Annotated in this window: 24 protein-coding genes and 1 pseudogene; 14 read left to right on the top strand and 11 right to left on the bottom strand. The window is 75.9% G+C overall.

Annotated elements, in window-relative coordinates; translation table 11 throughout:
- Positions 1-64 precede the first annotated feature (64 nt).
- Positions 65-1,174, top strand: a complete 1,110-nt coding sequence (locus ABZS80_RS10625) for a glutamate--cysteine ligase (RefSeq protein WP_355055491.1) — start codon at positions 65-67, stop codon at positions 1,172-1,174.
- 11 nt (positions 1,175-1,185) lie between these two features.
- Here the strand turns inward: ABZS80_RS10625 and ABZS80_RS10620 are convergent, their stop codons facing one another.
- Genes ABZS80_RS10620 through ABZS80_RS10610 form a run of 3 tightly spaced genes read right to left on the bottom strand, consistent with a single transcriptional unit; the run spans position 1,186 to position 2,341 of the window.
- Positions 1,186-1,452, bottom strand: a complete 267-nt coding sequence (locus tag ABZS80_RS10620; protein ID WP_355055490.1) for a YegP family protein — start codon at positions 1,450-1,452, stop codon at positions 1,186-1,188.
- 49 nt (positions 1,453-1,501) lie between these two features.
- Positions 1,502-1,678 (bottom strand): VOC family protein, encoded by a 177-nt coding sequence (locus tag ABZS80_RS10615; RefSeq protein WP_355055733.1) that lies wholly within the window; start codon positions 1,676-1,678, stop codon positions 1,502-1,504.
- Between the two features lie 36 nt (positions 1,679-1,714).
- A complete protein-coding gene (locus ABZS80_RS10610; RefSeq protein ID WP_355055489.1) occupies positions 1,715-2,341 on the bottom strand; it encodes an SGNH/GDSL hydrolase family protein in 627 nt (208 codons plus the stop codon).
- 265 nt (positions 2,342-2,606) lie between these two features.
- Between ABZS80_RS10610 and ABZS80_RS10605 the strand changes: the two genes are divergently transcribed.
- The 5 genes from ABZS80_RS10605 to ABZS80_RS10585 are packed head-to-tail and all read left to right on the top strand — an operon-like array spanning position 2,607 to position 6,409.
- On the top strand, positions 2,607-3,761 hold the full coding sequence (locus ABZS80_RS10605) for an ATP-binding protein (protein ID WP_355055488.1): 1,155 nt from the start codon (positions 2,607-2,609) through the stop codon (positions 3,759-3,761).
- Positions 3,758-4,207 carry a roadblock/LC7 domain-containing protein gene (locus ABZS80_RS10600; RefSeq protein ID WP_355055487.1) on the top strand — a complete coding sequence of 150 codons (450 nt, stop codon included), beginning with the start codon at positions 3,758-3,760 and terminating at the stop codon, positions 4,205-4,207. Before ABZS80_RS10605 ends, ABZS80_RS10600 begins: the two co-directional genes overlap by 4 nt.
- 19 nt (positions 4,208-4,226) lie before the next feature.
- On the top strand, positions 4,227-4,568 hold the full coding sequence (locus tag ABZS80_RS10595; RefSeq protein WP_355055486.1) for a DUF742 domain-containing protein: 342 nt from the start codon (positions 4,227-4,229) through the stop codon (positions 4,566-4,568).
- Complete coding sequence (locus ABZS80_RS10590) at positions 4,546-5,151, top strand: ATP/GTP-binding protein (protein WP_192579912.1); 606 nt, start codon at positions 4,546-4,548, stop codon at positions 5,149-5,151. Before ABZS80_RS10595 ends, ABZS80_RS10590 begins: the two co-directional genes overlap by 23 nt.
- A gap of 19 nt (positions 5,152-5,170) precedes the next feature.
- The gene (locus ABZS80_RS10585; RefSeq protein ID WP_355055485.1) at positions 5,171-6,409 is read left to right on the top strand and encodes a styrene monooxygenase/indole monooxygenase family protein; all 1,239 of its coding nucleotides are present in this window, start codon (positions 5,171-5,173) and stop codon (positions 6,407-6,409) included.
- A gap of 405 nt (positions 6,410-6,814) precedes the next feature.
- On the opposite strand, the gene ABZS80_RS10580 is transcribed toward ABZS80_RS10585, so the two are convergent.
- From ABZS80_RS10580 to ABZS80_RS10570, 3 genes are all read right to left on the bottom strand, one after another.
- Positions 6,815-7,867 (bottom strand): nitronate monooxygenase, encoded by a 1,053-nt coding sequence (locus tag ABZS80_RS10580; RefSeq protein ID WP_355055484.1) that lies wholly within the window; start codon positions 7,865-7,867, stop codon positions 6,815-6,817.
- 117 nt (positions 7,868-7,984) lie between these two features.
- Complete coding sequence (locus ABZS80_RS10575) at positions 7,985-8,407, bottom strand: glutaredoxin domain-containing protein (RefSeq protein WP_355055483.1); 423 nt, start codon at positions 8,405-8,407, stop codon at positions 7,985-7,987.
- A gap of 24 nt (positions 8,408-8,431) precedes the next feature.
- Complete coding sequence (locus ABZS80_RS10570; protein WP_355055482.1) at positions 8,432-11,224, bottom strand: FAD-binding and (Fe-S)-binding domain-containing protein; 2,793 nt, start codon at positions 11,222-11,224, stop codon at positions 8,432-8,434.
- 162 nt (positions 11,225-11,386) lie between these two features.
- Between ABZS80_RS10570 and ABZS80_RS10565 the strand changes: the two are divergent.
- The 6 genes and pseudogenes from ABZS80_RS10565 to ABZS80_RS10540 all read left to right on the top strand — a co-directional run.
- Positions 11,387-11,488, top strand: a pseudogene (locus tag ABZS80_RS10565) (serine protease); the annotation flags it as partial.
- 244 nt (positions 11,489-11,732) lie between these two features.
- Positions 11,733-14,306 (top strand): class III lanthionine synthetase LanKC, encoded by a 2,574-nt coding sequence (gene lanKC / locus ABZS80_RS10560; protein ID WP_355055481.1) that lies wholly within the window; start codon positions 11,733-11,735, stop codon positions 14,304-14,306.
- Positions 14,307-14,378: 72 nt separating this feature from the next.
- Positions 14,379-14,498, top strand: a complete 120-nt coding sequence (locus ABZS80_RS10555) for a SapB/AmfS family lanthipeptide (protein WP_088974649.1) — start codon at positions 14,379-14,381, stop codon at positions 14,496-14,498.
- Positions 14,499-14,571: 73 nt separating this feature from the next.
- Complete coding sequence (locus ABZS80_RS10550; protein ID WP_091302793.1) at positions 14,572-14,691, top strand: SapB/AmfS family lanthipeptide; 120 nt, start codon at positions 14,572-14,574, stop codon at positions 14,689-14,691.
- Positions 14,692-14,754: 63 nt separating this feature from the next.
- Entirely contained in the window at positions 14,755-16,422 is a 1,668-nt protein-coding gene (locus ABZS80_RS10545) for an ABC transporter ATP-binding protein (protein WP_355055480.1), read from the top strand.
- Entirely contained in the window at positions 16,419-18,203 is a 1,785-nt protein-coding gene (locus ABZS80_RS10540) for an ABC transporter ATP-binding protein (RefSeq protein ID WP_355055479.1), read from the top strand. The genes ABZS80_RS10545 and ABZS80_RS10540 overlap by 4 nt, the downstream gene beginning before the upstream one ends.
- On the opposite strand, the gene ABZS80_RS10535 is transcribed toward ABZS80_RS10540, so the two are convergent.
- The 4 genes from ABZS80_RS10535 to ABZS80_RS10520 form a co-directional block, all read right to left on the bottom strand.
- Positions 18,133-18,756 (bottom strand): response regulator transcription factor, encoded by a 624-nt coding sequence (locus tag ABZS80_RS10535; protein WP_355055478.1) that lies wholly within the window; start codon positions 18,754-18,756, stop codon positions 18,133-18,135. The genes ABZS80_RS10540 and ABZS80_RS10535 overlap by 71 nt on opposite strands.
- Positions 18,757-18,854: 98 nt before the next feature.
- On the bottom strand, positions 18,855-19,484 hold the full coding sequence (locus ABZS80_RS10530; protein ID WP_355055477.1) for a response regulator transcription factor: 630 nt from the start codon (positions 19,482-19,484) through the stop codon (positions 18,855-18,857).
- 116 nt (positions 19,485-19,600) lie between these two features.
- A complete protein-coding gene (locus tag ABZS80_RS10525; RefSeq protein WP_355055476.1) occupies positions 19,601-20,374 on the bottom strand; it encodes a nucleotidyltransferase domain-containing protein in 774 nt (257 codons plus the stop codon).
- A 44-nt stretch (positions 20,375-20,418) separates the two neighbouring features.
- Positions 20,419-21,354, bottom strand: coding sequence for a diacylglycerol kinase family protein (locus ABZS80_RS10520; protein WP_355055475.1), 936 nt, complete (start codon positions 21,352-21,354; stop codon positions 20,419-20,421).
- 157 nt (positions 21,355-21,511) lie between these two features.
- On the opposite strand from ABZS80_RS10520, the gene ABZS80_RS10515 reads away from it, so the two are divergent.
- The gene (locus tag ABZS80_RS10515; RefSeq protein WP_355055474.1) at positions 21,512-22,834 is read left to right on the top strand and encodes a hypothetical protein; all 1,323 of its coding nucleotides are present in this window, start codon (positions 21,512-21,514) and stop codon (positions 22,832-22,834) included.
- A gap of 145 nt (positions 22,835-22,979) precedes the next feature.
- Positions 22,980-23,657 carry a hypothetical protein gene (locus ABZS80_RS10510; RefSeq protein WP_355055473.1) on the top strand — a complete coding sequence of 226 codons (678 nt, stop codon included), beginning with the start codon at positions 22,980-22,982 and terminating at the stop codon, positions 23,655-23,657.
- Positions 23,658-23,702: 45 nt separating this feature from the next.
- Here ABZS80_RS10510 and ABZS80_RS10505 read toward each other — a convergent pair whose 3' ends face one another.
- Positions 23,703-24,890, bottom strand: coding sequence for a glycoside hydrolase family 6 protein (locus tag ABZS80_RS10505; RefSeq protein ID WP_355055732.1), 1,188 nt, complete (start codon positions 24,888-24,890; stop codon positions 23,703-23,705).
- Positions 24,891-25,049: the final 159 nt, after the last annotated feature.

Below are 25,049 nucleotides of genomic sequence, written 5' to 3'. Positions count from 1 at the left end.
GCCCCGCGGGGTACGCCGGCACGGGTCCGCCGCGCCGCGTGCCCGCCGCACCGGAGGTGAGCCTGTGGCCCCCGTCCCGGCGGTTCGCACACTCGGCGTGGAGGAGGAGTACCTGCTCCTGGACCCGGTGACCGGGCAGAGCCTGCCGGTGGCCGACCGGGTGCTCGCCGCGCTCTCCGGCCCGAGCCGGGAGCAGAGCCGGCAGGAGTTCCGGCACAGCATGGTCGAGATGGTGACGCCGATCTGCACCGACCTGGCCGAGCTGCGCGAGCACCTGGTGGTGCTCCGCCGGGCCGCGGCCAAGGCGGCCGAGGCGGCGGGGGCGCGGCTGGTGGCGGTCGCCGCGACGCCGGTGTGCGAGCCGCACCGCTCGGTGCCGGACAAGGACCGCTACCGCGCCATGTCCCACCGGTTCGGGCCGGTGGCGCACGACCCGGCGGTCTGCGGGTGTCACGTCCACGTCGGGGTGCCGGACCGGGAACTCGCCGTGCAGATCTGCAACCACCTGCGACCCTGGCTGCCGGTGGTGCAGGCGCTCACCGCCAACTCGCCGCTGCACGACGGGCGGGACACCGGGCACGCGAGCTGGCGCGCCATGCAGTTCGACCGCTGGCCGAGCGTGGGGCCGACGCCGCACTTCGAGTCCGCCGCCGACTACGACCGGACGGTGGGGGATCTCGTCGACGCCGGCATCATGCTCGACCCCCAGATGGTCTACTGGTACGCCCGCCCGTCCGTCGCCTATCCCACCGTGGAGGTCCGGGTGGGCGACGTCTGCCCGACGGTGGACGACACGGTGCTGGTCGCCGGCATCCTGCGGGCGCTGGTCGCCACGGCGGCCGAGGACGTGGAGGCCGGCCGGCCCGCGCCCCGGATCCGGGACTGCCTGGTGACGGCCGCGCACTGGCGGGCGGCGCACGACGGCGTCGACGGGGACCTGGTCGACCTACGCGCGGGCGGCTCCCGACCGGCCTGGGAGCTGATCGACGACCTGGTCGCCACCGTCACTCCCGCGCTGACCGCGTACGGGGATCTGGACCTGGTGACCCACCAGCTCGACCGGCTGCGCCGCGACGGCAACGGGGCGACCCGGCAGCGGCGGATCCTGGCCGATACCGACGGGGACGTCCGGGCCGTCCTGGACGAGCTGGCCTCCCGGACCCTCGACGTCTGAGCGCCCGGCCGTCAGACGGGCGGGATGCCGGACCGCCCGATCCGGGCCAGGTCGGGTTCCCCGCCGACCGTCCGGTTGGGCGGCGTCCTGGCCGGCTGGGCCGGCTCGGTCCGCTCCTCGATCTCGGCGCTGCCGATCTCGCGCATCATGTCCGCGACGACCGCGAGGGCGGCGGCCTTGTCGGGGTACTGCCGGCCGGTGGCGATGACCTGCCCGTCGTCGCCGAGCAGGGTGAACCCGTAGGTGCCGGTGTCGGCCGCGGCGATGAGGAACTTCATCCCCGGCGCTTACCCGGAGGGCGGGCGGCGACACCCCGGGGGCTGGCCGTCAGTCCCAGCGGGTGGCCGTCGCGGCGAACAGCTCCGGGTCGCTGGCCACCGGGATCACGCAGAGCAGGTGACCGCCCGGCGCCCGCAGCACCTGGCAGTCGAGCCAGCGGGAGACCGGGGTGGCGCCGAGGCCGACCAGCCGGTCCACCTCGGCGGCCAGGTCGTCGGTCTCGATGTCGAGGTGGTGTCACGATCGGCGTCGATGGCAGGCTCACGCCGACGGGTTGACCGCCCGAAGCCAGGCCTGGGCGATCAGCGCGTGACCGAACGGGGTCGGGTGCACCCCGTCGCGGGTCCACACGCGGCCGTCCACGCCGGCGGCCTGGAACAGCTCGTCCACCGCCACCAGGGTCGCGTCGAACTCGGCGGCGAGCGAGCGGACCACCTCGACCTTCGGGTCCAGGTCCTCCCGCCAGGCGTGCTGCGCGTCGTCCAGCGGGACCACGAAGGGCTCGACGAGGACCAGCCGGGCGCCCAGCGGCCGGGTGGCCTCGAGCAGGTGCCGGTAGTCGCGGGCGAAGTCGTCGGCGCTGGTCGGGTCGTCGCGGGTGTAGCGCCGCCAGGTGTCGTTGATGCCGATCAGCACCGACACCACCTGCGGGGCGAGGGCCAGGCAGTCGCCCTCCCAGCGGGCCCGCAGGTCGCGTACCCGGTCGCCGCTGATCCCCCGGTTGAGAAAGGTGGCCCGGTGGCCGGGGTGCCGGGCCGTGAACCAGGCGGAGGCCATCATGGCGTACCCGGTGCCCAGGTCGTCGCCGCAGGACCGGTCCCGGCCGGCGTCGGTGATGCTGTCGCCGATGAAGAGCACCCGGCCGCCGCGCGGCACCTCCACGGTCATCCGCCCGTCCCCTCCCCCGTCACGCCGTTTCCATGATCATGCCGTACGCCGGTCGCCGCCCCATGGCCGGCCGACCCGCCGGGAAAAATTCGCCGTCCGGCTGTTGCGTTTTGCGAGCCGGGACCGATCACACAACCGTGGCAGCGCGGCGACGAGGATGTGAAAACCTCCCCAGATTGCCCTCCAACGTTGCAATTGGCGCACACCCGGTGGTTGACTGCTGCACCATGCCAGAGCCGAAAATCATGGACAGGTCGGTTCTTTCGTGAGAAGCACGGACATCACCCCTCGGCGGAGCACCTGGCGACAACGGGCGGCCCGCTGGCTGGACCCCACCGTCGCCCGGTGGGACGCGGCGCCACCGGAGACACCCGAACCGCCGCCCCGGGAGGAGCCCGGGCCCGGCCCGTGGCCCGCCATCTGCGACCAGTTCGCCCTGCGGATCCTCGCCGCCGCGTACCAGATGGGCACCCACCTGGAGGCCGTCGAGGCCGACGAGCAGGACCCCGAACGCCTGGAGCGGCTCTACCGGATCGACCACGCCAACACCCGGATCCGGCGGCACGCCGAGAACCTCCAGGTGCTGCTGGGCCGCCGGGTCGAGGACGCCGACCCGCAGACCGTCCCCCTGGTCGACGTGGTCCGCGCCGCCGCCTCCGCGGTCGAGCACTACCCGCGCATCCGGGTGGGCCACGTGGTCGAGCTGGCGGTGGTCGAGTTCGCCGCCGACGACGTGATCCGGGTGCTCACCGAACTGCTCGACAACGCCACCCGGTTCTCCCCACCCACCGCGGCCGTGACCGTGTCGGCGTTCGTCACCGAGGACGGTGGCGTCCTGCTGCGGGTCGAGGACGCCGGAGTGGGCCTGCACCCCGACCACCTCGTCCAGCTCAACTCACTGCTCAGCGGCCGGCCGGCCACCCCGGTCACGCTCGACCCCGCCGCCCACCTCGGGCTCGCCGTGGTGGCCCACCTGGCCGCCGCCCACCAGCTGCGGGTCACCCTCGCCACCCGGCCCGCCGGCGGGACCACCGCCTCCGTGGCCGTCCCCGGCAGGCTGCTCTGCGAGATCCCCGCCCCGGCGCCCGCCACCGCCGCGCCCGCGCCGCCGCCGGCCTGGCCACCCGGCCCGCGCGGGACCGACCCCTGGAGTACGCCGATGGCCGCGACCCACGACGGCACCAACGGGCCGACCGTCCGGCTCACCACCCTCGACGGGCCGGTCGGCGACCCGCCGGCCACCGCCGGACTGCCCCGGCGGGTGCCCGAGAGCGTCCGCGACCAGGTCCCGGCGCCCCGACCCGCGGCCGACCCCGGCGCGGGCTCCCCGCCCGAGGCGTGGCCGGACGAGACGGCCGCCTTCGCGGCCGGCGTCAGCGACGCCCGCACCCCCACCGACCACGAAGGACGGCAGCGATGAACCACGCGTACCCGGGAAACGGCACGGGCAACGGGCTGCCCGACTGCGCCTGGCTGATCCGGCAGTTCGTCGAGGACGTGCCCGGCGTCAACCACGCCATGCTGGTGTCCCTGGACGGCCTGCAGCTGGCCGCCTCGCACGGCGTCGGTCGCGACCTGGGCGACCAGCTCGCCGCGCTGACCGCCGGCCTGCTCAGCATGGCCGACCGCAGCGCCGCCCTGCTGGAGCTGGGCTCCGCCGAGTACCTGACCGTCCGGCTGCCCCGCGGGCACCTGCTCTTCATGCGGGTCGGCGAGTCCGCGGGCCTCGCGGTGGCCGCCGCGCCCGGCTGCGACCTGCGGGTCGTGTCGTACCGGATGACGCAGTTCATCGGCGCCGTGTGGCACGCCCTCACGCCGGCCGTCCGGCACGAGCTGCACCGGATGACCGCCGCGCAGGCCCGCTGACGGCCGGAGGACGACGACCATGCAGATGAGGTACTGGAAGGTCCGGCCGTACGTGCTGACCGCCGGCCGCACCCGCACCCGGCAGCCGCTGCTGGTGCACACCCTGGTGTCGGTGCCCCACTACGACGCCGTGTTCGCCGCCGGGCTGCTGCCCGAGGCCCGCTCGCTGTACGAGCAGGCCCGCCGGGCCGCCCGCTCGGTGGCCGAACTGTCCGCGGTGTGCGGCATCTCCCTGGGGGTCACCCGGGTCGTCGTCGACGACCTGGCCGCCACCGACCGGCTGCTCGTCCACAGCGACCACGAGAACGTCGACTTCCGCCTCCTGGAGAGACTGCGCGATGGCCTCCGCAAACTTGCCTGACAGCCCACTGCTGACCTCGGCGAAGATCGTCATCGCCGGCGGCTTCGGGGTCGGCAAGACCACCTGCGTCGCGTCCATCTCGGAGATCCCGCCGATCAACACCGAGGCGTGGATGACGGCGGCCAGCGAGACCGTCGACCGGCTGGACCCGGGCATCGACAAGACGACCACCACCGTGGCCATGGACTTCGGCCGGCTGACCATCGGCCCCGACCTGGTGCTCTACCTGTTCGGCACGCCCGGCCAGCCCCGGTTCTGGCCCATGTGGGACGACCTGTGCCGGGGCGCGGTCGGCGCGATGGTGCTCGCCGACACCCGGGACCTGGCCGCCTCGTTCCCGGCGGTCAACTACTTCGAGCAGGACAGCGACATGCCCTTCGTGGTCTGCGTGAACCTCTTCGACGGGGTGCTGCACCACCCGCTCGACGACGTCCGCGCCGCGCTCGCGCTGCCGGCCCACGTACCCCTGACCGCCTGCGACGCCCGCGACCCGTCGTCGGTGGCGCGGGCACTGCTCACAGTCGTGGAACACGCCATGTCCCGCACCCCCCGGCCCACCGCGGGCGCGCTCGCGGCGCGGTAGCTCAACCCCTGGAGGAACCATGCGCAGAATCCTGATCGTCGGGGCCGGACAGTCCGGGCTCCAGCTCGCCCTGAGCCTGCAGGCCGAGGGGTACGACGTCACGGTGATGTCCGCCCGCACGCCCGACGAGATCCGCCGGGGCTGGGTGATGAGCACCCAGGCCATGTTCGGCCCCGCGCTCGCCACCGAACGCCGCTACGGGCTGAACCTGTGGCAGGACCGGGCGCCCCGGATCGAGGGCCTGCACGTCTCGCTCTCCGCGCCGCCCGGCGAGCGGGCCCTGCGCATCGTCGGCCCGCTCGACGAGCCGGCGCAGAGCACCGACCAGCGGATCAAGATGGCCGACTGGCTGGGGCTGTTCGAGCAGCGCGGCGGGACGGTGCTCTACCAGACGGTGACCACCAGCGACCTGGACGGCCTGGCCCGGCTCGGCCGCTACGACCTCACCGTGGTGGCCGCCGGCAAGGGCGACCTGGTCGGCGTGTTCGACCGCGACCCGACCCGCTCGGTCTACGACGCGCCGCAGCGCGGGCTCGCCGTGGCGTACGTGCACGGGATGACCCCCGACCCGCTGCTGCCGGTGCCGCACGTCAGCTTCAACGCCGTGCCCGGGCTGGGCGAGCTGTTCGTCATCCCCGCCCTGACCCACTCCGGACCCTGCGAGATCCTGTTCTGGGAGGCGGTGCCCGGTGGGCCGCTGGACCTGTGGACCGAACGCCGCGACCCGGCCGAACACCTGAAGCTCACCCTCGACCTGACCCACCGCTACACGCCGTGGATCTACGAGCGGTGCGCCGAGGTGGAGCTGACCGACGGGCGGGCCACCCTGTCCGGGCGGTACACGCCCACCGTGCGCCACCCGGTGGCGGAGCTGCCCTCGGGCGGGCTGGTGCTGGGCATGGCCGACGTGGTGGTGGCCAACGACCCGATCACCGGCCAGGGCAGCAACACCGCCGCCAAGTGCGCGTACGCGTACCTGGGGTCGATCCTGGAGCACGGCGACCGGCCGTTCGACCGGGACTGGATGACGCTGACCTTCGAGCGTTTCTGGGCCGGGACCGGCGAGGCCGTCACCGGCTGGACGAACGCGATGCTGCAACCGTTGCCGCCGCACGTGCAGCAGGTGCTCGGGGCGGCCGCCGGCAACCCGGTGGTGGCCCGCCGGTTCGCCAACGGGTTCGGCGACCCGAACGACTTCCGGGACTGGTTCCTGACCCCGGACGCGGCCGAGCGCTACCTGGCCTCGGTCGCCGGCTGACCGCCCGAGGGTCGGGAGCCGCTCCTCGGGCGGCTCCCGGCCCGCGCCGGCCGGTCAGCGGTCACGTGGGCGCTGCCGCCGGCCGTAGCGGCGAAGGAGGTGCCGCTGACCATCCGGGCGCCGTCCGAGGCGAGGAACACCACGAGCGGCGTCACGTCCTCCGGCTGCACCCACGGCACCCCGAGCTGGACGTCCGCCCACCCCCTGTTCTGCCGGTCCTCTCTCCACTCGCACCGTAGACGGGTCCCACCCCGCTTCGCCGGGGATCGGCAGCGTGGCCGCCTGCGGGCCGGGGACGCGGCGAGATCGACACCAGGTCGGCGAGGTGGCGGTCTCCGCAGGGCCAGGACACCGCCACCTCCCGCGAGCTGGTGTTGATCTCGGGGCCTCGCCGCGGCGGCGGTGTCAGAGGGAGTGGGTCAGGGTCGTGAGGATGTCGGCGGCGGGGGCGTCCCGGGCGGCGCGCCAGCCGGTGCCCGCCCACAGGTGCAGGCGGTCGGCGTCCCCGGCTCGGGCGGCGGCGACGCGCAGCGGCCGGGTCAGGTGGTGCAGCGCGGGGTAGCCGAGCGGGGCGGCCGCCTCGTGCCGGTCGATGAAGTCGTTGCGCAGGCCGCGCGCCGGCCGGCCGGTGAAGGCGCGGGTGACCACCGTCCGGTCCCGCGCCGGGTCGGCCAGCGCGTCCCGGTGGGTCCGGCCCGCGCCGGCCTCGTCGGCCCGCAGCAGCAGCGTGCCGACCAGCACGCCGACGGCGCCGGCGGCGAGGGCGGCCCGGACGTCGCCGGGCCCGCCGATCCCGCCCGCGCCCAGCACGGGCAACCCGGAGCGGCCGGCGACCAGCGCGACCAGTTCGGGCAGCGGGCGGAGCGGCGGCGGGGTGTCCGGGGTGAAGGTGCCCAGGTGCCCGCCCGCGGCGCCGCTCTGGGCGACCAGCCCGTCCACCCCGAGGTCGGCTGCGGCCGCCGCCTCCGCCGGGTCGGTCACCGTGACGAGCACCCGGCTGCCGGCCCGCCGCAGGTCCCGGATCACCGGCGCCGGAGGCGTGCCGAACGTGAAGCTGACCACCGGCACCGGGTCGGCGAGCAGCAGGTCGAGTTTCGCCGTCCAGTGGTCGTCGTCCTCGGTGCGGGCCGCGCCGGCCAGGTCGAGGCCGTACGGCGTGCCCTCGGCCGCGATCCGGGTGGCGTAGCGGCGGAACTCCGCCTCCTCGACGGGCACCGGCGTGGGGACGAAGACGTTCACCCCGAACGGCCGGCCGACGGCGCGCACCTCCGCGATCTCCGCCGCCACCGCCTCCGGCGTCTTGTAGCCGGCGGCCAGGAACGCGAACGCCCCGGCCGCGCCCACCGCCGTCGCCAGCCCGGGGGTGGTCGGCCCACCGGCCATCGGCGCGGCCACCACCGGCACGTCCACCCCGAGCAGTTCCCGCAACCCGTCCACGTCCCCAGTCTGCCCGGACATCGCGCGCCACACCCCCCACCCCCTAGGACGAGATCGACACCAGCTGGGCGAGGTGGGGGTGTCCCGGCCGCCCGGAAGCCGCCGCCTCCCGCGAGCTTGCGTCGATCTCGGGTTCCGTCAGGAGCGCAGGCGGTCGCGCAGCCAGGCCGGCTCCGGGTTCACCACGGCCTCGCCGGGCAGCACGACGGTCGGGACCGTCTCGTCGCCGCCGGTGACCGCCCGGACCGCCGCCGCCCCGTCGGGGTCGCGCCAGATGTTCACCCAGTGGGCCCGCCCGGCCCGGCGGCCGAGCCGCAACCGCAGGCGCAGGCAGTAGCGGCACCCGGGCCGCCAGTAGACGATCGGCCGGCCGTCGCGCGCGCTGCGCTCCCGCGCCTCGGCGGCGGACAGCGACCGTGGGAACGCCAGCGGCGAGAAGAGCACCGCCAGCGCCGTGAAGACCAGGAACTCGACGACGGCCAGCACCCGGGTCTCCGCGCCGACCGCGACGAACACCCCGACCACCAGCATCAGGCCGGCCATCCACCAACTACGCAGCACGTCGCGGGATGCTACCCGCCCCGGTCAGGCCGTCGCGTCGGCCAACAGTTCGAGCAGGTGGCGGTACGGCTGCCCGGTGGCCCGGGCCAGGCCGATCTCGCAGGTGCGGTTCACCGAGGCGTACCCGTCGAAGGAGCGGGCGGCGACGGCGGCGGCCTCGGCGCGGGTGGCCGACGCGGTCAGCTCCGGGTGCAGCAGCCCGCGGTCCCCGGCGAAGCCGCAGCACTGCCAGCCCTCCGGGACCACCACCTCGTCGGCGATCGCCGAGGCCACCGCGAGCAGCGCGTCGTCAAGCCCGAGCCGGGTGGACGAGCAGGTCGGGTGCAGCGCCAGGGAGCCGAGCCGGCGGCGCACGGTGAGCCGGGGCAGCAGGTCGGTGGCCGCGTACCCGACGGCGTCGACCACCCGCAGGTCACCGGCGTCGGCAAGCAGCTTCGTGAAGCCCTCCGTGCAGGAGGCCGCGTCACTGACCACCGGCAGCGCGCCGTCGCGGCTGGCCGCCCGCAGCGCCGGCGGCACCCGGTCACGCACGGCACGGTAGCCGGCCGTGAGGCCCTTGGACGACCACGGCGTGCCGCAGCACATGCTCCCGATCCCCTCGGGGACGAGGAGGCGCACGCCGGCCCGGTCGGCCAGGGTGAGCAGGGCGCCGGCCACGCCGGAGCCGCCCTCGGCCGGCGCGAACAGGGTGCCGAGGCAGGACGGGACGAAGACGGCGTCCGGCTCGCCGACCGGCCGGGGGCGCCGCGGCCGGCCGCCCCGGGGCAGGTCCCGTTGCCACTGCGGGACCCGTTCGGCGCCGAGGACCGCGCGGGCGGCCCGGGTGGCCGCCTCGGGCAGCGCGGGCGGCAGCGCGCCGGCCAGGTCCAGCCCGCGGGCCATGCCCCGGGTGGTGGCGCCCCAGCGGCGCGCGGCACCCCGCCAGCCGGCCTGCGCGGCCCCGCCGTTGCGGTCGGCCCGCAGCCGCTTCACCAGGTCGCCGGTGTTGATGAGGACCGGGCAGGCCGTGGCGCACATGCCGTCCACGGCGCAGGTGTCCACCGCGTCGTAGTCGTAGGCGCGCTCCAGCTCCTCGGCCAGGGCCGGGTCGCCCGCGGCGCGGGCGGCGGCGATCTCCCGGCGCAGCACGATCCGCTGCCGGGGCGTGGTGGTGAGGTCGCGGCTCGGGCAGACCGGCTCGCAGTAGCCGCACTCGACGCAGCGGTCCACCTCCTCCTCCACGGTCGGCACGGTCTTCAGGTGCCGCATGTGGATCTCGGGGTCGTCGCTGAGCAGCACGCCCGGGTTGAGCACGCCGTCCGGGTCGCAGAGCGTCTTGACCTCGCGCATCACCGCGTACAGCTCGTCGCCGAACTGGCGGCGCACGTAGGGGGCCATCACCCGGCCGGTGCCGTGCTCGGCCTTGAGCGTGCCGCCGTGGCCGAGCACCAGGTCGACCATCTCCTCGGTGAAGTCGGCGTAGCGCTCCGGGGCCGCGCCGCCGGCGAACCGCTCGTTGAGCATGAAGTGCAGGTTGCCGTCCTTGGCGTGGCCGAAGATGACGCTCTCCTCGTACCGGTGCCGGTCGAAGAGATCGGCGAGCGCGGCGCACGTGCCGGCGAGGGCCCCGACCGGGACGGCGATGTCCTCCAGCAGCGCGGTCGTGCCGGACGGGCGGGCGCCGGCCACCGCCGCGTACAAGCCCTTGCGGATGTGCCAGAGCGCGGCGCGGGCGGCGGCCTCGCCGCTGAGCCGGGCCGGGGTGGTCAGCGGCAGGTCGGCCAGCACCGGCCGGGCGGCGGCGACGCGCTCGGCCAGCGCCTCCGGGTCGGACTCCTGCCACTCGACCAGCAGCGCCGCGTGGTCGCGGACGGCCAGGCCGCGCAGCGCGGCGTCCGCCCGCGGGTCCCGCTGGGCGACCCGCAGGGCGGCCGCGTCGAGCAGCTCGATCGCCGCCGGTCCGGCGGCCACCAGCGCCGGCATGGCGGCCATCGCCGCGGCCAGGGTGTCGAAGACCAGCAGGCCGGTCGCGGCGTGCCGGTGCACGGGTACGGTGCGGAAGGTCGCCGCCGCCACGAAGGCGAGGGTGCCCTCGCTGCCCACCACCAGCCGGGTGAGCAGGTCGGCGGGGTCGTCGTGGTCGAGGAAGGCGTTCACCCCGTACCCCATGGTGTTCTTCATGGCGTACTGGGCGCGGACCCGGCGCACCGAGTCGGGGTTGCCGCGGACCCGGTCGCGCAGTCGCAGCAGGCCGGCGTGCAGGTCCGGCTCGGCGGCGCGCAGCCGGGCGTCGGCGTCCGGGGCGCCGGTGTCGAGCACGGTGCCGCTGGGCAGCACCAGCAGCAGCGACTCCAGCGTCCGGTAGGTGTTGAACTCGGTGCCGCAGGTCATCCCGCTGGAGTTGTTGGCGACCACGCCACCGACCGTGCAGGCGGACTCGCTGGCCGGGTCCGGGCCGAGCTTGCGGCCGTAGGGGGCGAGCCGGGCGTTGACCTGCCGCAGCACCACGCCGGGCTGCACCCGCACCCGCCGGCCGTCGTCGAGGACGTCGAGGTCGCGGAAGTGCCGCCGGGTGTCGACGAGCAGCCGGTCGGTGACGGCCTGGCCGCTGAGACTGGTGCCGCCGGAGCGGAACGTCAGCGGCGTGCCGGTGCGGCGGCTGTGCCGGAGCAGGGCGGCGACCTGGTCGGCGTCGGCCGGGGTGACCACCGCGCTCGGGTGCAGCAGGTAGTGCGACGCGTCATGGGCCAGCCGGAGCCGGTCCGCCGCGCGGGTGGTCACCCCGCCGGGCACCACCGCCTCCAGTCCGGCCCGCGCCTCGCCGCTCAACTCCGCCATGCTCGCCGCACCTCCCCCGCGCCACCCTAGTCAGCACCGACGACGCACCGCCGACCCCTTGTTCCACCATCGACCCAGGTGGATACTCTCCGCTACCGCGTTCGTCGAGGTCACACCCCGAGCCGACCCCCTCGACACGGCATGGACGCCGACGCAACCGGCGGCATCACCTCCGGCGGCAGCGGTGACTGCCGCTCCGGCGGGACCACCTTCTACCAGCCGGTCACCGAGGCGGCGAGCGCCTACGGCGTGACCGTCTACTGAGCCCACCCGCCGGCCACCGGCCGGCCCCGGAAGACCCGCACCGGCCGCGCGCCGGTGCGGGTCTTCGCGCGTCCGACCGGGGGTACGTCGCACCGCTGACGCGGCATTCGCGATTTCAAACTCCGCCGTTGTCACGAATTCGGGGTGTGAAAATCACGCGCCGGTCATGACTCATCACACTTTGCTTCCACCTCCGCCGTCCGCAGGATTGACCTCACCCGATCAGCCGGTGGAGGCAGACGACATGGACGAACGGTACGACTCGTACTGCGCGGTCGACCCGCTGTTCTACGACTCGCTCGCCAGTTCCGATGTCGAAGCCCCCGGCTATCTGGCGGACCGCCCGCCGGCGCCCGGCTGGGAGTGCGAGGTCAAGGACGACTGGCTGGTGCACGGTCCGGTCGACGGTTCCCTCCCGCCGCAGGGGTGGAAGATCCACGTGTCGGCCCGGCTGGACAACGCCGAGCGGGTGCTGGCCCGGGTGATGGACTACTGCGAGCCCCGCGGCATCCCGTTCAAGCACCTGCGCGGCCCGCGGATGCTGCTCATGCGCAACAGCAAGTACGCCCGCCGCGCCGCCAGCGGCAAGTTCATCACGGTCTACCCCCGGGACAACGCGGAACTGGAGCTGACCGCCAAGGAGCTGGCCGCGCTGCTCGACGGCGAGACCGGGCCGTACATCCTGAGCGACCTGCGCTACGGCGACGGCCCGGTGTACCTGCGCTACGGCGGTTTCGCCGCCCGGTACTGCCTCTCCCCGGAGGGCCAGGTGGTGCCGGCCGTCGAGGACGCCACCGGCACCCTGGTGCCCGACCGGCGCGACCCGGTCTTCCACGTGCCCGACTGGGTCACCCTGCCCGACTTCCTCGCCCCGCACCTGGCCGCCCGGAACGCGGCCACCACCACCGACCTGCCCTACCGGATCGAGAAGGTCATCCACTTCTCCAACGGCGGCGGTCTCTACGAGGCCCGGGACACCCGCACCGGGGACCGGGTGGTGCTCAAGGAGGCCCGCCCGCACGCCGGGCTGGACGCCACCGGCGCGGACGCGGTGACCCGCCTCCGCCGGGAGGCCGAGACGCTGCGCCGGCTCGCCGGGGTGCCGCACCTGGTGCGGGTGCACGACGAGTTCAGCTTCGGCGGGCACGAGTTCCTGGCGCTGACGTTCGTCGCGGGCCGCCCGCTGAACCAGCTGGTGGTGGAGCGCTATCCGCTGGTCCACCTCGACGCCGACCGGGAGGCGTACACGCGGTGGGCCCTCGACCTCCACCGGCAGGTCGCCGAGGCGGTGGACGCCATCCACGCCCATGGCGTGGTCTACGGCGACCTGCACATGTTCAACATCATGGTCGGCGACGACGGGTCCGTCACGCTCGTCGACTTCGAGGTCGCGACCCCCGCCGCGGCGGCCACCCGGCCGGCCCTGCGCAACCAGGCCTTCGCCGCGCCCCGTGACCGGACCGGCTTCGACGTCGACCGGTACGCCCTGGCCTGCCTGCGGCTGGCCCTCTTCCTGCCGCTGACCGCGATGCTCCGGCTGGCGCCGGAGAAGGTGGCCCACCTGGCCGACGTGGTGGCGGAACAGTTCCCCGTCCCCCGGGGCCTGCTCGACGAGGCGGTCGCCGTGATCCTCGGTGAGACCGGGACCCGCCACACGCCCGGCCACCCGGACGCGTCGCTGATCGACCCGGACGACTGGCCGGCACTGCGGGACCGGCTCGCCGCCGCGATCACCGCGAGCGCCACCCCGCACCGCGACGACCGCCTCTTCCCCGGCGACATCCGGCAGTTCGCCGGGGCCGACGGCGGGCTGAACCTGGCCCACGGCGCGGCCGGGGTGCTCTGGGCGCTGCACGCCGGTGGCGCCGGCACCGATCCCGACCACGAGCGGTGGCTGATCGACCGGGTACGGGAACCGGCGTCGGGCAGCCGGCTCGGCTTCTACGACGGGCTGCACGGCGTCGCGTACGTGCTGGACCTGCTCGGGCACCGCGCCGAGGCGCTGCGGCTGCTGGAGCGCTGCCTCGACGAGCCGTGGACCGAACTCGGCGACGACCTGATGAGCGGCCTGTCCGGTGTCGCGCTCAACCTGGCCCACTTCGCCGGGCTCACCGGCGACCGGCGGTACGCCGACGCGGCCCGGCGGGCCGTCGACCTGGTCGTCGGCCGGCTCGGCGACGTCGAATCGGTCGCCGAGGTCAGCGGTGGCCGCCACCCGTACGCGGGGCTGTTCCGGGGCGGCGCCGGCGTGGCGCTGATGCTGCTGCGGATGTACGAGCTGGACCACGACCGGAGCCTGCTCGACCACGCCGCGACCGCGCTGCGCCAGGACCTGCGCCGGTGCGTCCGGCGCGACGCCGGCCACCTGGAGGTCAACGAGGGCTGGCGGACCATGCCCTACCTCGCCGAGGGCAGCGTGGGCATCGGCCTGGTGCTCGACCAGTACCTGCGCCACCGCAGCGACGAGACGTTGCGCACCGCCGCCACGCGGATCCGCCGCTGCGCCGACTTCCCGTTCTACGCCCAGTCCGGGCTGTTCGCCGGCCGCGCCGGGATCGTGACCTACCTGGCCGAGCGAGGCGAGCGGGAACCCGCTCGCCGGCAGGCCCGGCTGCTGAGCTGGCACGCCCTGCCGTACCGGGGGGCGACCGCCTTTCCCGGCGACCAGTTGTTGCGGCTCTCCATGGACCTGGCCACCGGCACCGCCGGCGTGCTGAGCGCCCTCGCGGCTACCCGGCCGGCGAGTCCCGGCCTGCCGTTCCTCACGCCCCTGCCCGGCGCCACACCCGCCGGGCCGACCCCACCGGCCGGTGACTGACCGGCCCACCCAGCTCCCCGGGGGTCACCCCGGGGCGGTCCGACCCGACGCGTACGGAAGGAGGTGAACGACATGGCCCTGCTCGACCTCCAGGGGATGGAGCTGCCGGCCGCCGAGCGTACCGGCGGTGGCAGCCAGGCCAGCCTGCTGCTCTGCGGCGACAGCTCGCTGAGCGTCACCACCTGCAAGTGACCCGGTGGCCATCGACAGCGATGGCCGCGCCACGAGATCCGACCAGCATCATCACGAGAGAAAGAGGACTGTCATGGCACTGCTCGACCTCCAGGGGATGGAACTGCCGGCCGCCGAGCGTACCGGCGGTGGCAGCCAGGCCAGCCTGCTGCTCTGCGGCGACAGCTCGCTGAGCGTCACCACCTGTCACTGACGATCAGTTCGCCTGGCCCCGGGCCGGCTCACGCCGGTCCGGGGCCGCGCCCGTGGAGGTGCCATGACCCCGGCCGACCGGCTCCTGTGGCGCGCCGTCGGGTCCGCCGGCTGGTGGACCCCGGTGCTGGCCCTGGTCACCGTGGCCGGGGCGGCGGCCGAGCTGGCGCTGCCCGCGGCGCTGGGGCGGGCGGTCGACGCCGCCGTCGGCGCCACCGCCGGGGAGCCCGCCGGCCGCTGGCTCGCCGCGGTGGGTGGCCTCGTCGCCCTGCTGGTCGGCGCGGGCGTCGTGCGGGACTACGGCATCGGCGCGGCGAGCGCGCGTTCAGTCGCCGGCCTGCGCCACACCCTGATCCGGCACCTCCTCGCCCTCGATCCCCGGACCGCGGCCCGTCACCCGGTGGGTGACCTGGTCGGTCGCCTGGTGGGCCAGGTGGCCGACGCCGGGCAGGCCGCCCCGACCGTCGTGCTGGCCGGCACCGTGCTGCTGCCACCGGTGGGCAGCCTGGTGGCCCTCACCATGATCGATCCGTGGCTCGGCGCGACGTTCGTCGTCGGGCTGGTGCTGCTGGGCGTGCTGCTGCGCGGGTTCGTCGCTGACGCGTCCGCCGCGGTCGCCGGTTACCAGCGGGCCCAGGGGCACCTCGCCGGGCTGCTGGTGGAGGCGCTGACCGGAGCGCGCACCATCGCCGCCGCCGGCACCACCGGGCGGGAGGTCGAGCGGGTCCTGGCGCCGGTGGCCGAGCTGCGGCGGCACGGCACCCGGACGTGGACCGTACTGGCCGGGGCGGCGACCCGGGGTGCGGTGCTCAGCCCCATGCTGCAACTGGCGGTCGTCGCCGTGGGCGGGCTGTCCCTGGCCGCCGGGCGGCTGACGCCGGGCGACCTGCTGGCCGCCCTCCAGTACGCCGCGCTCGGCGCCGGCCTGGGCACCGTGGTCAGCGCCCTCAACAAGGCCGTCCGGGTACGCGCCGGTTGTCGTCGCGCCGCCGAGGTGCTCACCGAACCGGCCCGCCGGTACGGCGACCGGACCGTACCGCCCGGCCCCGGCCACCTGGAACTTCGCGGGGTCGGCGTGCGGGCCGACGACGGCCGGCCGCTGCTCGACGGGGTGGACCTGCGGGTGCCGGGCGGCGCACTGCTCGCCGTCGTCGGCCCGTCCGGCGCCGGCAAGTCGCTGCTCGCGGCCGTCGCCGGCCGGCTGCGCGACCCCGACGCCGGGGAGGTGCGGCTGGACGGCGTGCCGCTGCCCGACCTGTCGGCGGCGGCGTTGCACGCGGCGGTCGGCTACGGGTTCGAACGGCCCGTGCTGGTCGGCGAGACGGTGGGCGCCGCGGTCGGGTGCGGAGCCGACCCGGTGCCGCTGGCCCGGGCCGCCGCCATCGACGACTTCGTCGAGCGGCTGCCCGACCGGTACGGCACGCCGTTGGCCGAGGTCGCCATGTCGGGCGGGGAACGCCAACGACTCGGCCTCGCCCGCGCGCTGCGGGCAGAGCGGCTGCTCATCCTCGACGACGCCACGTCCAGCCTGGACACGGTGACCGAGTACCGGGTGAGCCGGGCGCTGACCGACCGGACGGACCGGCGTACCCGGATCGTGGTGAGCCACCGGGTCGGCACCGCTGCCCGGGCCGACCTGGTGGCCTGGGTGGCGGGCGGACGGATCCGAGCGGTCGGTCCGCACGCCGTGCTGTGGGACGACCCCGACTACCGGGCGGTGTTCCGGTCGTGACCACGGTCGGTGCGGTGACCCGGGCCGCGCTGCGGGCGCGGCGGACCGCGCTCGCCCGGCTGGCCGCCTGGTCGGTGGCCGAGGCGCTGCCGGCGGCGCTGGCCGGGCTGCTGACCGCGCGGGCCGTGGACGCCGGTTTCCTGGCCGGCCGCCCGGTGGTCGGGCTGCTCTGGCTGGCGCTGCTCGCGGCCGCCGTGCTCGTCGGCGCCGTGGGCACCAACCGGGCGTACGCGTGCCTCGGTGACGTGGTCGAGCCGTTCCGGGACGACCTGCTGCGCCGGGTGGTGGCCGGCGCGCTGGCCGGTGCGAACGACGGCCGGGTGGACGACGCGGCGGTGGGCCGCCTGACCCATCAGGTGGAGATCGTCCGGGACACCTGGGCCGGCCTGCTGACGGTGGTCCGCGGCTTCCTCTTCGCCGCCTGCGCCGCGATCGTCGGGTTGTGCTCCCTCGCCGCCCCGGTCGCCCTGCTCGTCACCGTGCCGGTGCTGGCCGGGCTCGTCCTGTTCGCGGCGGCCGTACCCGCGATGATCGCCCGCCAGCGGGAGTACGTGCTCGCCGACGAACGCCTCACCCGGGTCGCGGTCACGGCGATCGCCGGCCACCGCGACGTCTCGGCCAGCGGCGCGCGGGACCAGGTCACCCGGTGGCTGGGCGGGCACGTCGACGCGCAGGCGCGGGTGGAGAGGCGGCTGGCCGGCATGGCCGTCACCCGTGGCCTGAGCCTGGCCGTCGGCGGCTGGCTGCCGGTGCCGATGGTCGTGCTCGCCACCCCCTGGCTGGTCCGGCAGGGCCTCGGGCCGGGCGCGGTGCTGGGCGCCCTGGTCTACGTCGTCCGCGGGGTGCAACCCGCCCTGCACACCCTCGTCCAGGGAGTGGCCGCCGGAGGCCTGCGGTTCACCGTCACCCTGGACCGGTTGCTGCGCACCGGCGTCCCGGTATCCGCGGAGGCTACGTCCGCCGGCCCGGCGTGGCCCGCGCGACCCGGCCCGCCGGCGCTGTCCCTGCGCGGCGTGACGTTCCGGTACGGACCGCACGCCGACCCGGTGCTCGACGGCTTCAACCTCGACGTGCCCGACGGCGACCACCTGGTGGTGGTGGGCGCCAGCGGGATCGGCAAGTCCACCCTGGCCGCGTTGATCGCCGGGGTGCTGCGTCCGCAGTCCGGCACGGTCGAGGTGGGCGGGACGCCGGTTGCCGGGGCGACGGCCGCCGAGCTGGCGCGGCGACGGGTGCTGATCCCGCAGGAGGCCTACGTCTTCACCGGCAGCGTCCGGGACAACCTCCGCTACCTGCGGCCCGACCTGGCGGACCCGGCGATCGTCCGGGCGGCGGATCGGCTGGGCCTGTCCGGGCTGGTGGACCGCCTCGGCGGCCTGGACGCGACGCTGCGCCCGGCCGGCCTGTCCGCCGGGGAGCGTCAGCAACTGGCCCTGCTGCGTGCCTGGCTCTCGCCCGCCCCCCTGGTCATCCTCGACGAGGCCACCTGCCACCTCGACCCGGCCGCCGAGGCGCGGCTGGAGACCGCGTTCGCCGAGCGGGCCGGCACGCTCGTGGTGGTGGCCCACCGGGTCAGTTCGGCGCTGCGCGCCCGCCGGGTGCTGCTGCTCGACGGCCACCACGCGCTGCTCGACGACCACCAGGGTCTGCTGGCCCGTTCGCCCGCCTACCGGGAGCTGGTGGGCTACTGGGAGGGCGGGGCGGAGCCGGTCAGATCCAGCCCGACTCCCGGGCGATCCGCACCGCTTCCAACCGGGTCCGCGCGCCGGTCTTCGCCATGATCCGGGACAGGTGGTTGCGCACCGTCCCCGCCGAGACGGTCAGCTTCTCGGCGATGTCCCGGACCGGATGTCCCTCGGCCGCCACGTCGAGCACCTCCCGCTCGCGGCGCGTCAGCGGGCTGTCGGCGACCTCCAGCGCCGCGACCACCAGGTCCGGATCGAGCACCACCTCACCGCGGGCGAGCAGCCGTACGCCCTCGGCGATCCGCTGCGGCGGCACGTCCCGGCTCAGGAAGCCGATCCGCCGCCCGTGCTCGGCGAGCACCGGGCGGACCCGGGCGGCGCGGCGCTGTTCGACCAGGACCAGCAGCCGACCCCCGCCGTCGGGCCCGGCCGCGGCGATCCGGGCGAGCTGGTGCAGCGGTACGAGGTCGGCGTCGACGACGGCCACGTCCGGCCGGTCACCCGCCAGCGCGTCACGCAGCGCGTGCGCCGTGGCCGCCTCGCCGACGATGTCGATGTCGCCCTCGGCCGCCAGCAGGTGGGCGAGGGCCCCTCGGATCAACCCACCCCTGAGCGCGAGCAGCGTACGGACCATGGCGACCCCGGACATGCCCCCCCGATTCCTGACAACATGTGCGCGCCTGGTGACGCACCGTCAGGAATTTAATCGAAGGTGACCGTTGTGCAACACCCGTGATCCGCGTGTCGTCAGATCCAGCACGCGTCCCGGGCCCGCTGGACTGCCTCCCAGCGGCTGCGCGCCCCGGTCTTGCGCAACAGGCTCGACACGTGGTTTCGCACGGTGCCCGGGGCCAGGTGCAGCCGCTTCGCGATCTCCCCGGTCCGCAAACCCTCCGCCGCCGCCGCGGCCACCTCCCGCTCCCGTTCGCTGAGCGGGTTCACCGCGGCGTCCAGGGCGGCGAGCGCGGTCAGCGGGTCGATCATCCGCTGCCCGCGGGCGACCGCCCGCAACAGCTCGACCAGTTCCTCCGGCGGCACGTCCGTGGCCACCACCCCCCGGACCCGGGCGCCGAGAGCGCGGCGCAGCGCCCGAGCGGTGCGCCGAGCGGTCAGCACGACGACCGCGCACCCGTCGGCACCGGGCGGTCCGGCGACGGCGCCGGGGTCATCCACCGCGTCGAGGTCCACCAGCAGCAGGTCCGGACGGCAGGCGGCGAGCAGCGCCGGCACGCTCCGGTCCGGCTCGGTCTCCCCCACCACCTCGAAGTCCGGCGTGTCGGCGAGGACCGCGACCACGACCGTCCGCAGCAGACCCGACTCGACGACCACCGCCACCCGCACCGGCGCGGCCACCGTTCCATCCCGTACGTCGCCCACCCGGGACACTGTGCCCGAAACGCCGGCGGATAGTCGAGTTCGGTCGGAGATGCCAACGGCGGTCCTGGCGCCCCGGCGTTCAGTGCGCCTTGCTTACAGTAGGGCCACGACGTGCGTCAATGCGTTCCGGCGATCCGGTCCAGCACCCGTTGCTGGAAGGCGCGGGCCTCGGGTCCGGCCGGCGGGGGGCCGCCCCGGCGGGCCGCGATCGACCGGCGGATCAGCCCGGCATCCGGGTCGCCGGCTTCGAGCCGCCGCCCGGCGTCCACCTTGCCCAGCCAGACGCCGTCGCGGCAGCGGACCAGCGCGCGGCAGGCGCCGAGCACCGCGTCCTCGGCGCCGGGGGCGGGGGCGTCCCCGGGCGGCGTGGGCAGTGCCAGCCACCAGCGCAGGGCCTCGACCAGCAGCCGCCGCAGCTCCGCCGGCGCCGGGTCGGCGAAGACCTCGGCGGCGGGCGGGCCGAGCAGGGCCAGCCCCGACTGGCGCAGAATGCTGCGGTCCAGCGCGTACCAGAACCGGCCGTCGGCGGCGGGCCGGTCGGCCGGGTCGTAGGTGGCCCGGAACGGCATGGTGGCGCCGGTGTTCAGCTCGACCTCGAAGCCCGGCTCGGGGGTGCCGGAGGAGGCCACGTCCCGCCGGTAGACCACCAGCTCCAGCCCCCGCGCCGGGCAGGGCAGCGCCTCGTGCCGCAGCCGGTCCACCAGCGCCCGCTTCGCCGGCCCGTCGACCGGCCGGGCGACCACGAGGGCCACGTCCACGTCGCTGCGCCCCGGCTGGTAGACGCCCAGCCCCACCGAGCCGGCCGCGTACGCGCCGACCAGGTCGGCGCCGAGCACGGCCCGCGCCTGCCCGACCAGCTCGTCGAGGTAGCGGCGCACGTCGTCGTCCATGCCCGCATCCTGCCCGCTGGGGGTCGCGGCGACGCGGGGCGGGGTCAGGCCGGCGGATCGGGGCAGCAGACCGTCAGCGCTCCCGGCACCACCCTGACCTTCAGCCGCTTCGCGGTGCCCCGCGCGCCCCCGTCCAGCTCGTACGTCTTCGGCTCGGCGAACCGGACGCGCACCTTCCGCCCGCGGGTGATCCGCACGAACGGGGACTCGTCGGACCGGCCCGCGGCCATCCGGCCCAGCGTGCGGGCCCAGTCCACCGCGCCGCTGGCCGTGGAGACGCCGATCTCCAGCGCGCCGTCGTCGGGCCGGGCGTCGTCGAAGGCGGGGATGCCGCCGGTGATCGTGCCGACGTTGCCGAACAGCACGCAGCTCGCCTCGCCGTCGAACCAGTCGGCGCCGTCGACCGTGATCCTCGTCCGGACGCACTCGCCGCGGACGTGCCGCAGCCCGGTCCAGACGTACGCGACCCGGCCGAACCTGCCCTTGAGCTTGCGGTCGGCGTCGCGGATCAGGTCGCCGTCGAACCCGGCGCCGGCCATCACCGCGAAGTGCTCCCCGTTGAGGCGGCCCAGGTCCAGCTCGCGCCGCCGGCCGTGCAGGGCGGTACGGAGCGCCTGGGGCAGGTCGGCGGGGATGCCGAGGTTGGTGGCGAAGAGGTTGGCGGTGCCGGCGGGCAGGATGCCCATGGGCACGTCCGATCCGGCGAGGGTGTCGGCGCACCGCTGCACCATGCCGTCGCCGCCCCAGACCAGGATCAGCTCGGCGCCCTTGTCGAGCGCCTTGCGGACCTTCTTCGGCGCCTTGCGGCTCTTGGGCACCTCGTACCAGAGGAGCCGCCCCACCCCGGCGGCGACCAGGCCGGCGCGCAGCTCGTCGAGGCCGCCGCCGAAGGTCTTCTTCCGATGGGCGACGACGGCGACGACGCCGGCCGGCGGCGCGCCGGTGCCGGTGGCGGGGCGGTCGGCGGTGCTCGTGCTCATGGCCACCGTTCGTACCCCGCCGCCGGTTCTCCCACGCCTGCCGGCCCCGGCGACGCGCCCGATTCCGATCAGCAGCATGCTGTGATCGACCGACCTCGTTCGGTACAGTACGGGCGTTGATCGGCGGCGCTGCCCGGCGGTCGGAGGGATGCCCGGGATGACTCGACGCGGCGGACGGCTGACGCTGGTGGTGCTGCGCGTCGGCCTGCTGCTCGGCGGGGTCGCGGCGGTCTGGGGCGCGCACGAGGCCGCCACGGGCGCCGCCGCGCACGCCGCCGAACGCCCGCCCGCCGCCCCGCTGACCGCCGTCGTCGACCTGCTCACCGACACGCTGAACCCGGTCCTCGACGTGGTGAGACCTCCCGCCACCGACACTCCGGCCGCGCCGCCGCCCGCACCGCACGAGCGACCCGTCCCGGACGACCGTGCCGGGGCACCGCCGGGCCGGGGGGTCACCGCCCCGCCGGAGGGCCGCGACGCCGCCCCCGCCACCCGTCCCGGACCGGTCCGCGACGGCGGCCGCCGACCGGCCGACCGGGGGTCCGCCCCGGACGCCCGCCACGACGGTCGGCGGTCCGCCCCGGACGCCCGCCACGACGTTCGGCGGTCCGCCCCGGACGCCCGGCGTGCTGCTCCGGGGGCCCACGACGACGTGCGGCGACCGGCGGACCCGGGGCGCGCCCCGACCGGGTCGGAGCGGCGAGCCGGCGGCGGCGGGCTCGACGCGGCCCTCGACCCGGTCCGCGCGCGGGTGCTCGACCCGCTGACCGGGGCGCTGCGACCGGCCACCGACCCGCTGCGGGACGCGGTGCTCGCGCCCGTCACCGGCACGCTGCGACCGGTCACCGGCCCGCTGCGCGACGGCGTGCTCGCCCCGGTGGCCGGCGCGCTCGCCCCGGTCACCAGGCCGCTCGCCCCGATCCTCTCCCCGGTGTGGCAGGTCCTGGAGCCGGTGCGCCGGCCGCTGGACCCGGTGCTGACGCCACTGGCCCCGGTGACCGACCTGCTGGACCCGCCCACCGCTCCGGTGACACCGCCGCCACCCGACACCGTGCCGCCCACCACCCCGCCCAACCCATCGCCGCCACCCGCCGGCCCCACCGATCGGCCGGCCCCGGCCGGGCCCGGGAACACGCCGGGGGTTCGGGCGCCTGCCACGAGCCCCGACACGGCCGCGGAGGCGGGCCCGGCCGGCAGGAACGGCCCGTCGGACGCCGCCGGTACCGCGCGTGCGGGTCAGGCCGGCTCCGGGGAGTCCTCCGCGCCGCGTCCGTCCCGCTCGGACGTGGACCCGGTCCCGGCCAGGCCGGCCCCGCCGAGCGGCGGTGCGGCCGGGTCGCCGGGCAGCGGCCACGGTGAGGCGGCAGTCGCGGGCGCGACCCCGTGGACCCCGCCGACCCTGGTCGCTCACCGCAGCGGCCCGGCCGACCGCCCGCCGCCCGCCTCGCGCTCGCCCCGCCCGGGCACCCGGCCCGCCTGACCGGCCCGCGGTGGCGGCCGCCACCGCCCACCGCACCGGCTACCTCCCCGCGACACGCTGCACGGCCGCTCACGGCCGGCGCCGGACGACGACCGCTCCCGGCGCCCTCCCACTGACGCGATCACCCTGGTGACCAGGAGACTTCATGAGCACAGCCACACCCGTCGTCCGGGCCCGGTGGTGCGACATCGGCCGCATCGCCGATCTCGTCGCCGAGGCCCTCTCCCCGACCGCGCTCGCCGCGTGGCTCGTCCCCGACACGCACCGCCGCACCGCCGTCCTGGCCGCCGTGGCCCGGATCTGGGCCGAACACGCGATGCTGTTCGGCGACGCGTTCCTGCTCCGGGACGGCACGGCGGCGACCGTCTGGTTCCACCGGTACCGGCCGATCCCGTCGCCGAACCGGTACGCCGACCGCCTGGCCGCGGCCGCCGGCCCGGACGAGGAGCGCTTCCTGCGGCTCGACGAGGCGCTCGCCGCCCGCCGGCCGGCCGAGGCGCACAACCATCTCGCGTTGCTGGCCGCGCCGGGCCCGGCGGCCGCCCGCCGGGCCGCCGCGGTGCTCGTCGGAGCGCAGCGGTGGATGGACACGCTGAGCCTGCCCACGTACGCGGAGGTGTTCACCGAGACCGACCGGGACCTGTTCCGGCGGCACGGGTACGCCGACCGGGATGCCTTCGCGGGACCCGGCGACACCACCACCCACCCGATGTGGCGGCTCTCGCCGTTCTGGGCCAACCGGCCCGGCGGCAACGGCCGCTGGCCGGTGCGCCGGATCACCCGGACCCGCAACGGCCGGGCCACCGGGTGGGCCCTGCGCTGAGCAGGATCCGGGCCGGGGCGATCGGCCGCCCCGGCCCGGGTCGGTTCAGCGCAGCGGCGGGTTGGCGTACCGCACCAGTTCGAGGGCCTGCTCGGGGAACCAGGCGCCGGCCGCCGGGTCGGCCATGCCGCCGCGCGCCGGGTCCCGTCCGGTGCCGGTGCCCCGGTCGCACTGCCCGTCGGACTGGCCGGGCGTCTTCACCCAGAGGAACGCGTCCGCGAGCGGGTCACCGGTGGCGGTGGTGGGCCGCAGGCCCAGCCCCCGGTCCGGCGGGTTGCACCAGGTCTGCGGGTCCGGCCAGGTCACCCCGGCCGGCGGGGTCCACGGCCCCTGCCCGTTGCGGCTCGTGTCGACCACGAAGTGGGCGAGTTGGCCGGCCGGCACGTCGCCGACGTTCTCCGCGTACCAGGCGTCGGTGCGGACCCAGGTGCTGAAGTCGGCCGGGTCGGCCGGGGAGTACTGGCTGGCGCACCACTCGAAGTGGCCGCGCGCCCACTCGGGTCCCGCCGTGCCGTAGTGGACGCACTTGGAGATCCAGTTGCCGTACTTGAGCTGCCGCTCGGTCGTCTCGTAGTTGGAGACATTGAGGAAGAAGCCGTCGGCCCGGTCGACACCGGCCTTGACCAGCCGGTCGGCGGCGTCGCCGACGCCGAGCCAGGCGCTGTGCGTGCCGTCGAGGTAGACGCTGGTGCGGGGCAGCGCGCCGAGCTTGTCGACGGCGTAGTTGAGCATGGCGAACCGGTCGGCGGCGGCCGTCGCCGGGTCCGCCTCGGCCGGCTGGCACCAGTCCTGGGTGCCGTTGATCGTGGTGTACCAGGGGATGATGCCGAGGCCGTCCGGCTCCAGCATGACGGCCACCTCGTGCCGGCCGATGCCCCGGGCGAGGCCGTCGATCCACTCCTCGTACTCGGCCACCGAGGTGGCGCCGCCGGCGGAGTACTGCGCGCAGTCGCGGAACGGGATGTTGTACGCCACGAGCACCGGCACGGTCTTCCGGGCGGCCGCCCGGCGCACCTCGGCGTTGACCGTCCGGGTGACCTGGGCGGCGGAGCCGCCGGTGACCCAGACCGCCTGGGGCGTACGGATCATGGCGGCCAGCGCGGCGGCCTGCCGGTAGTGCCCGGTGGCGGTGAGCCGGGCGATCTGGGCCACCGCCCCGTGGTCGGGTCGGGGGGTGTAGAAGCGCACGCCGTCGCGGAGTTCGGCGGCGGCCGGCGCGGGCGAGAAGGGCACCGCCGCGGCGAGGGTCGCGGCGACGGCGGCGACGGCGGTCAGGGCGCGCCGCCGGAAGGGAGTCAGGGCCACGTCTTGCTCCTGAAGGGACGGGGGAACGGGCGATGGGAGCGTTCCCGCAGCTCGTCAGAGCCTGCCCGGCGCAGCCGCGACTGTCAA

This window comes from Micromonospora sp. NPDC005305, from assembly GCF_040607315.1.
GTDB lineage: Bacteria > Actinomycetota > Actinomycetes > Mycobacteriales > Micromonosporaceae > Micromonospora.
Note: the sequence above shows the minus strand (reverse complement) of the source record. Positions and strands in the feature narration are given on the sequence as shown.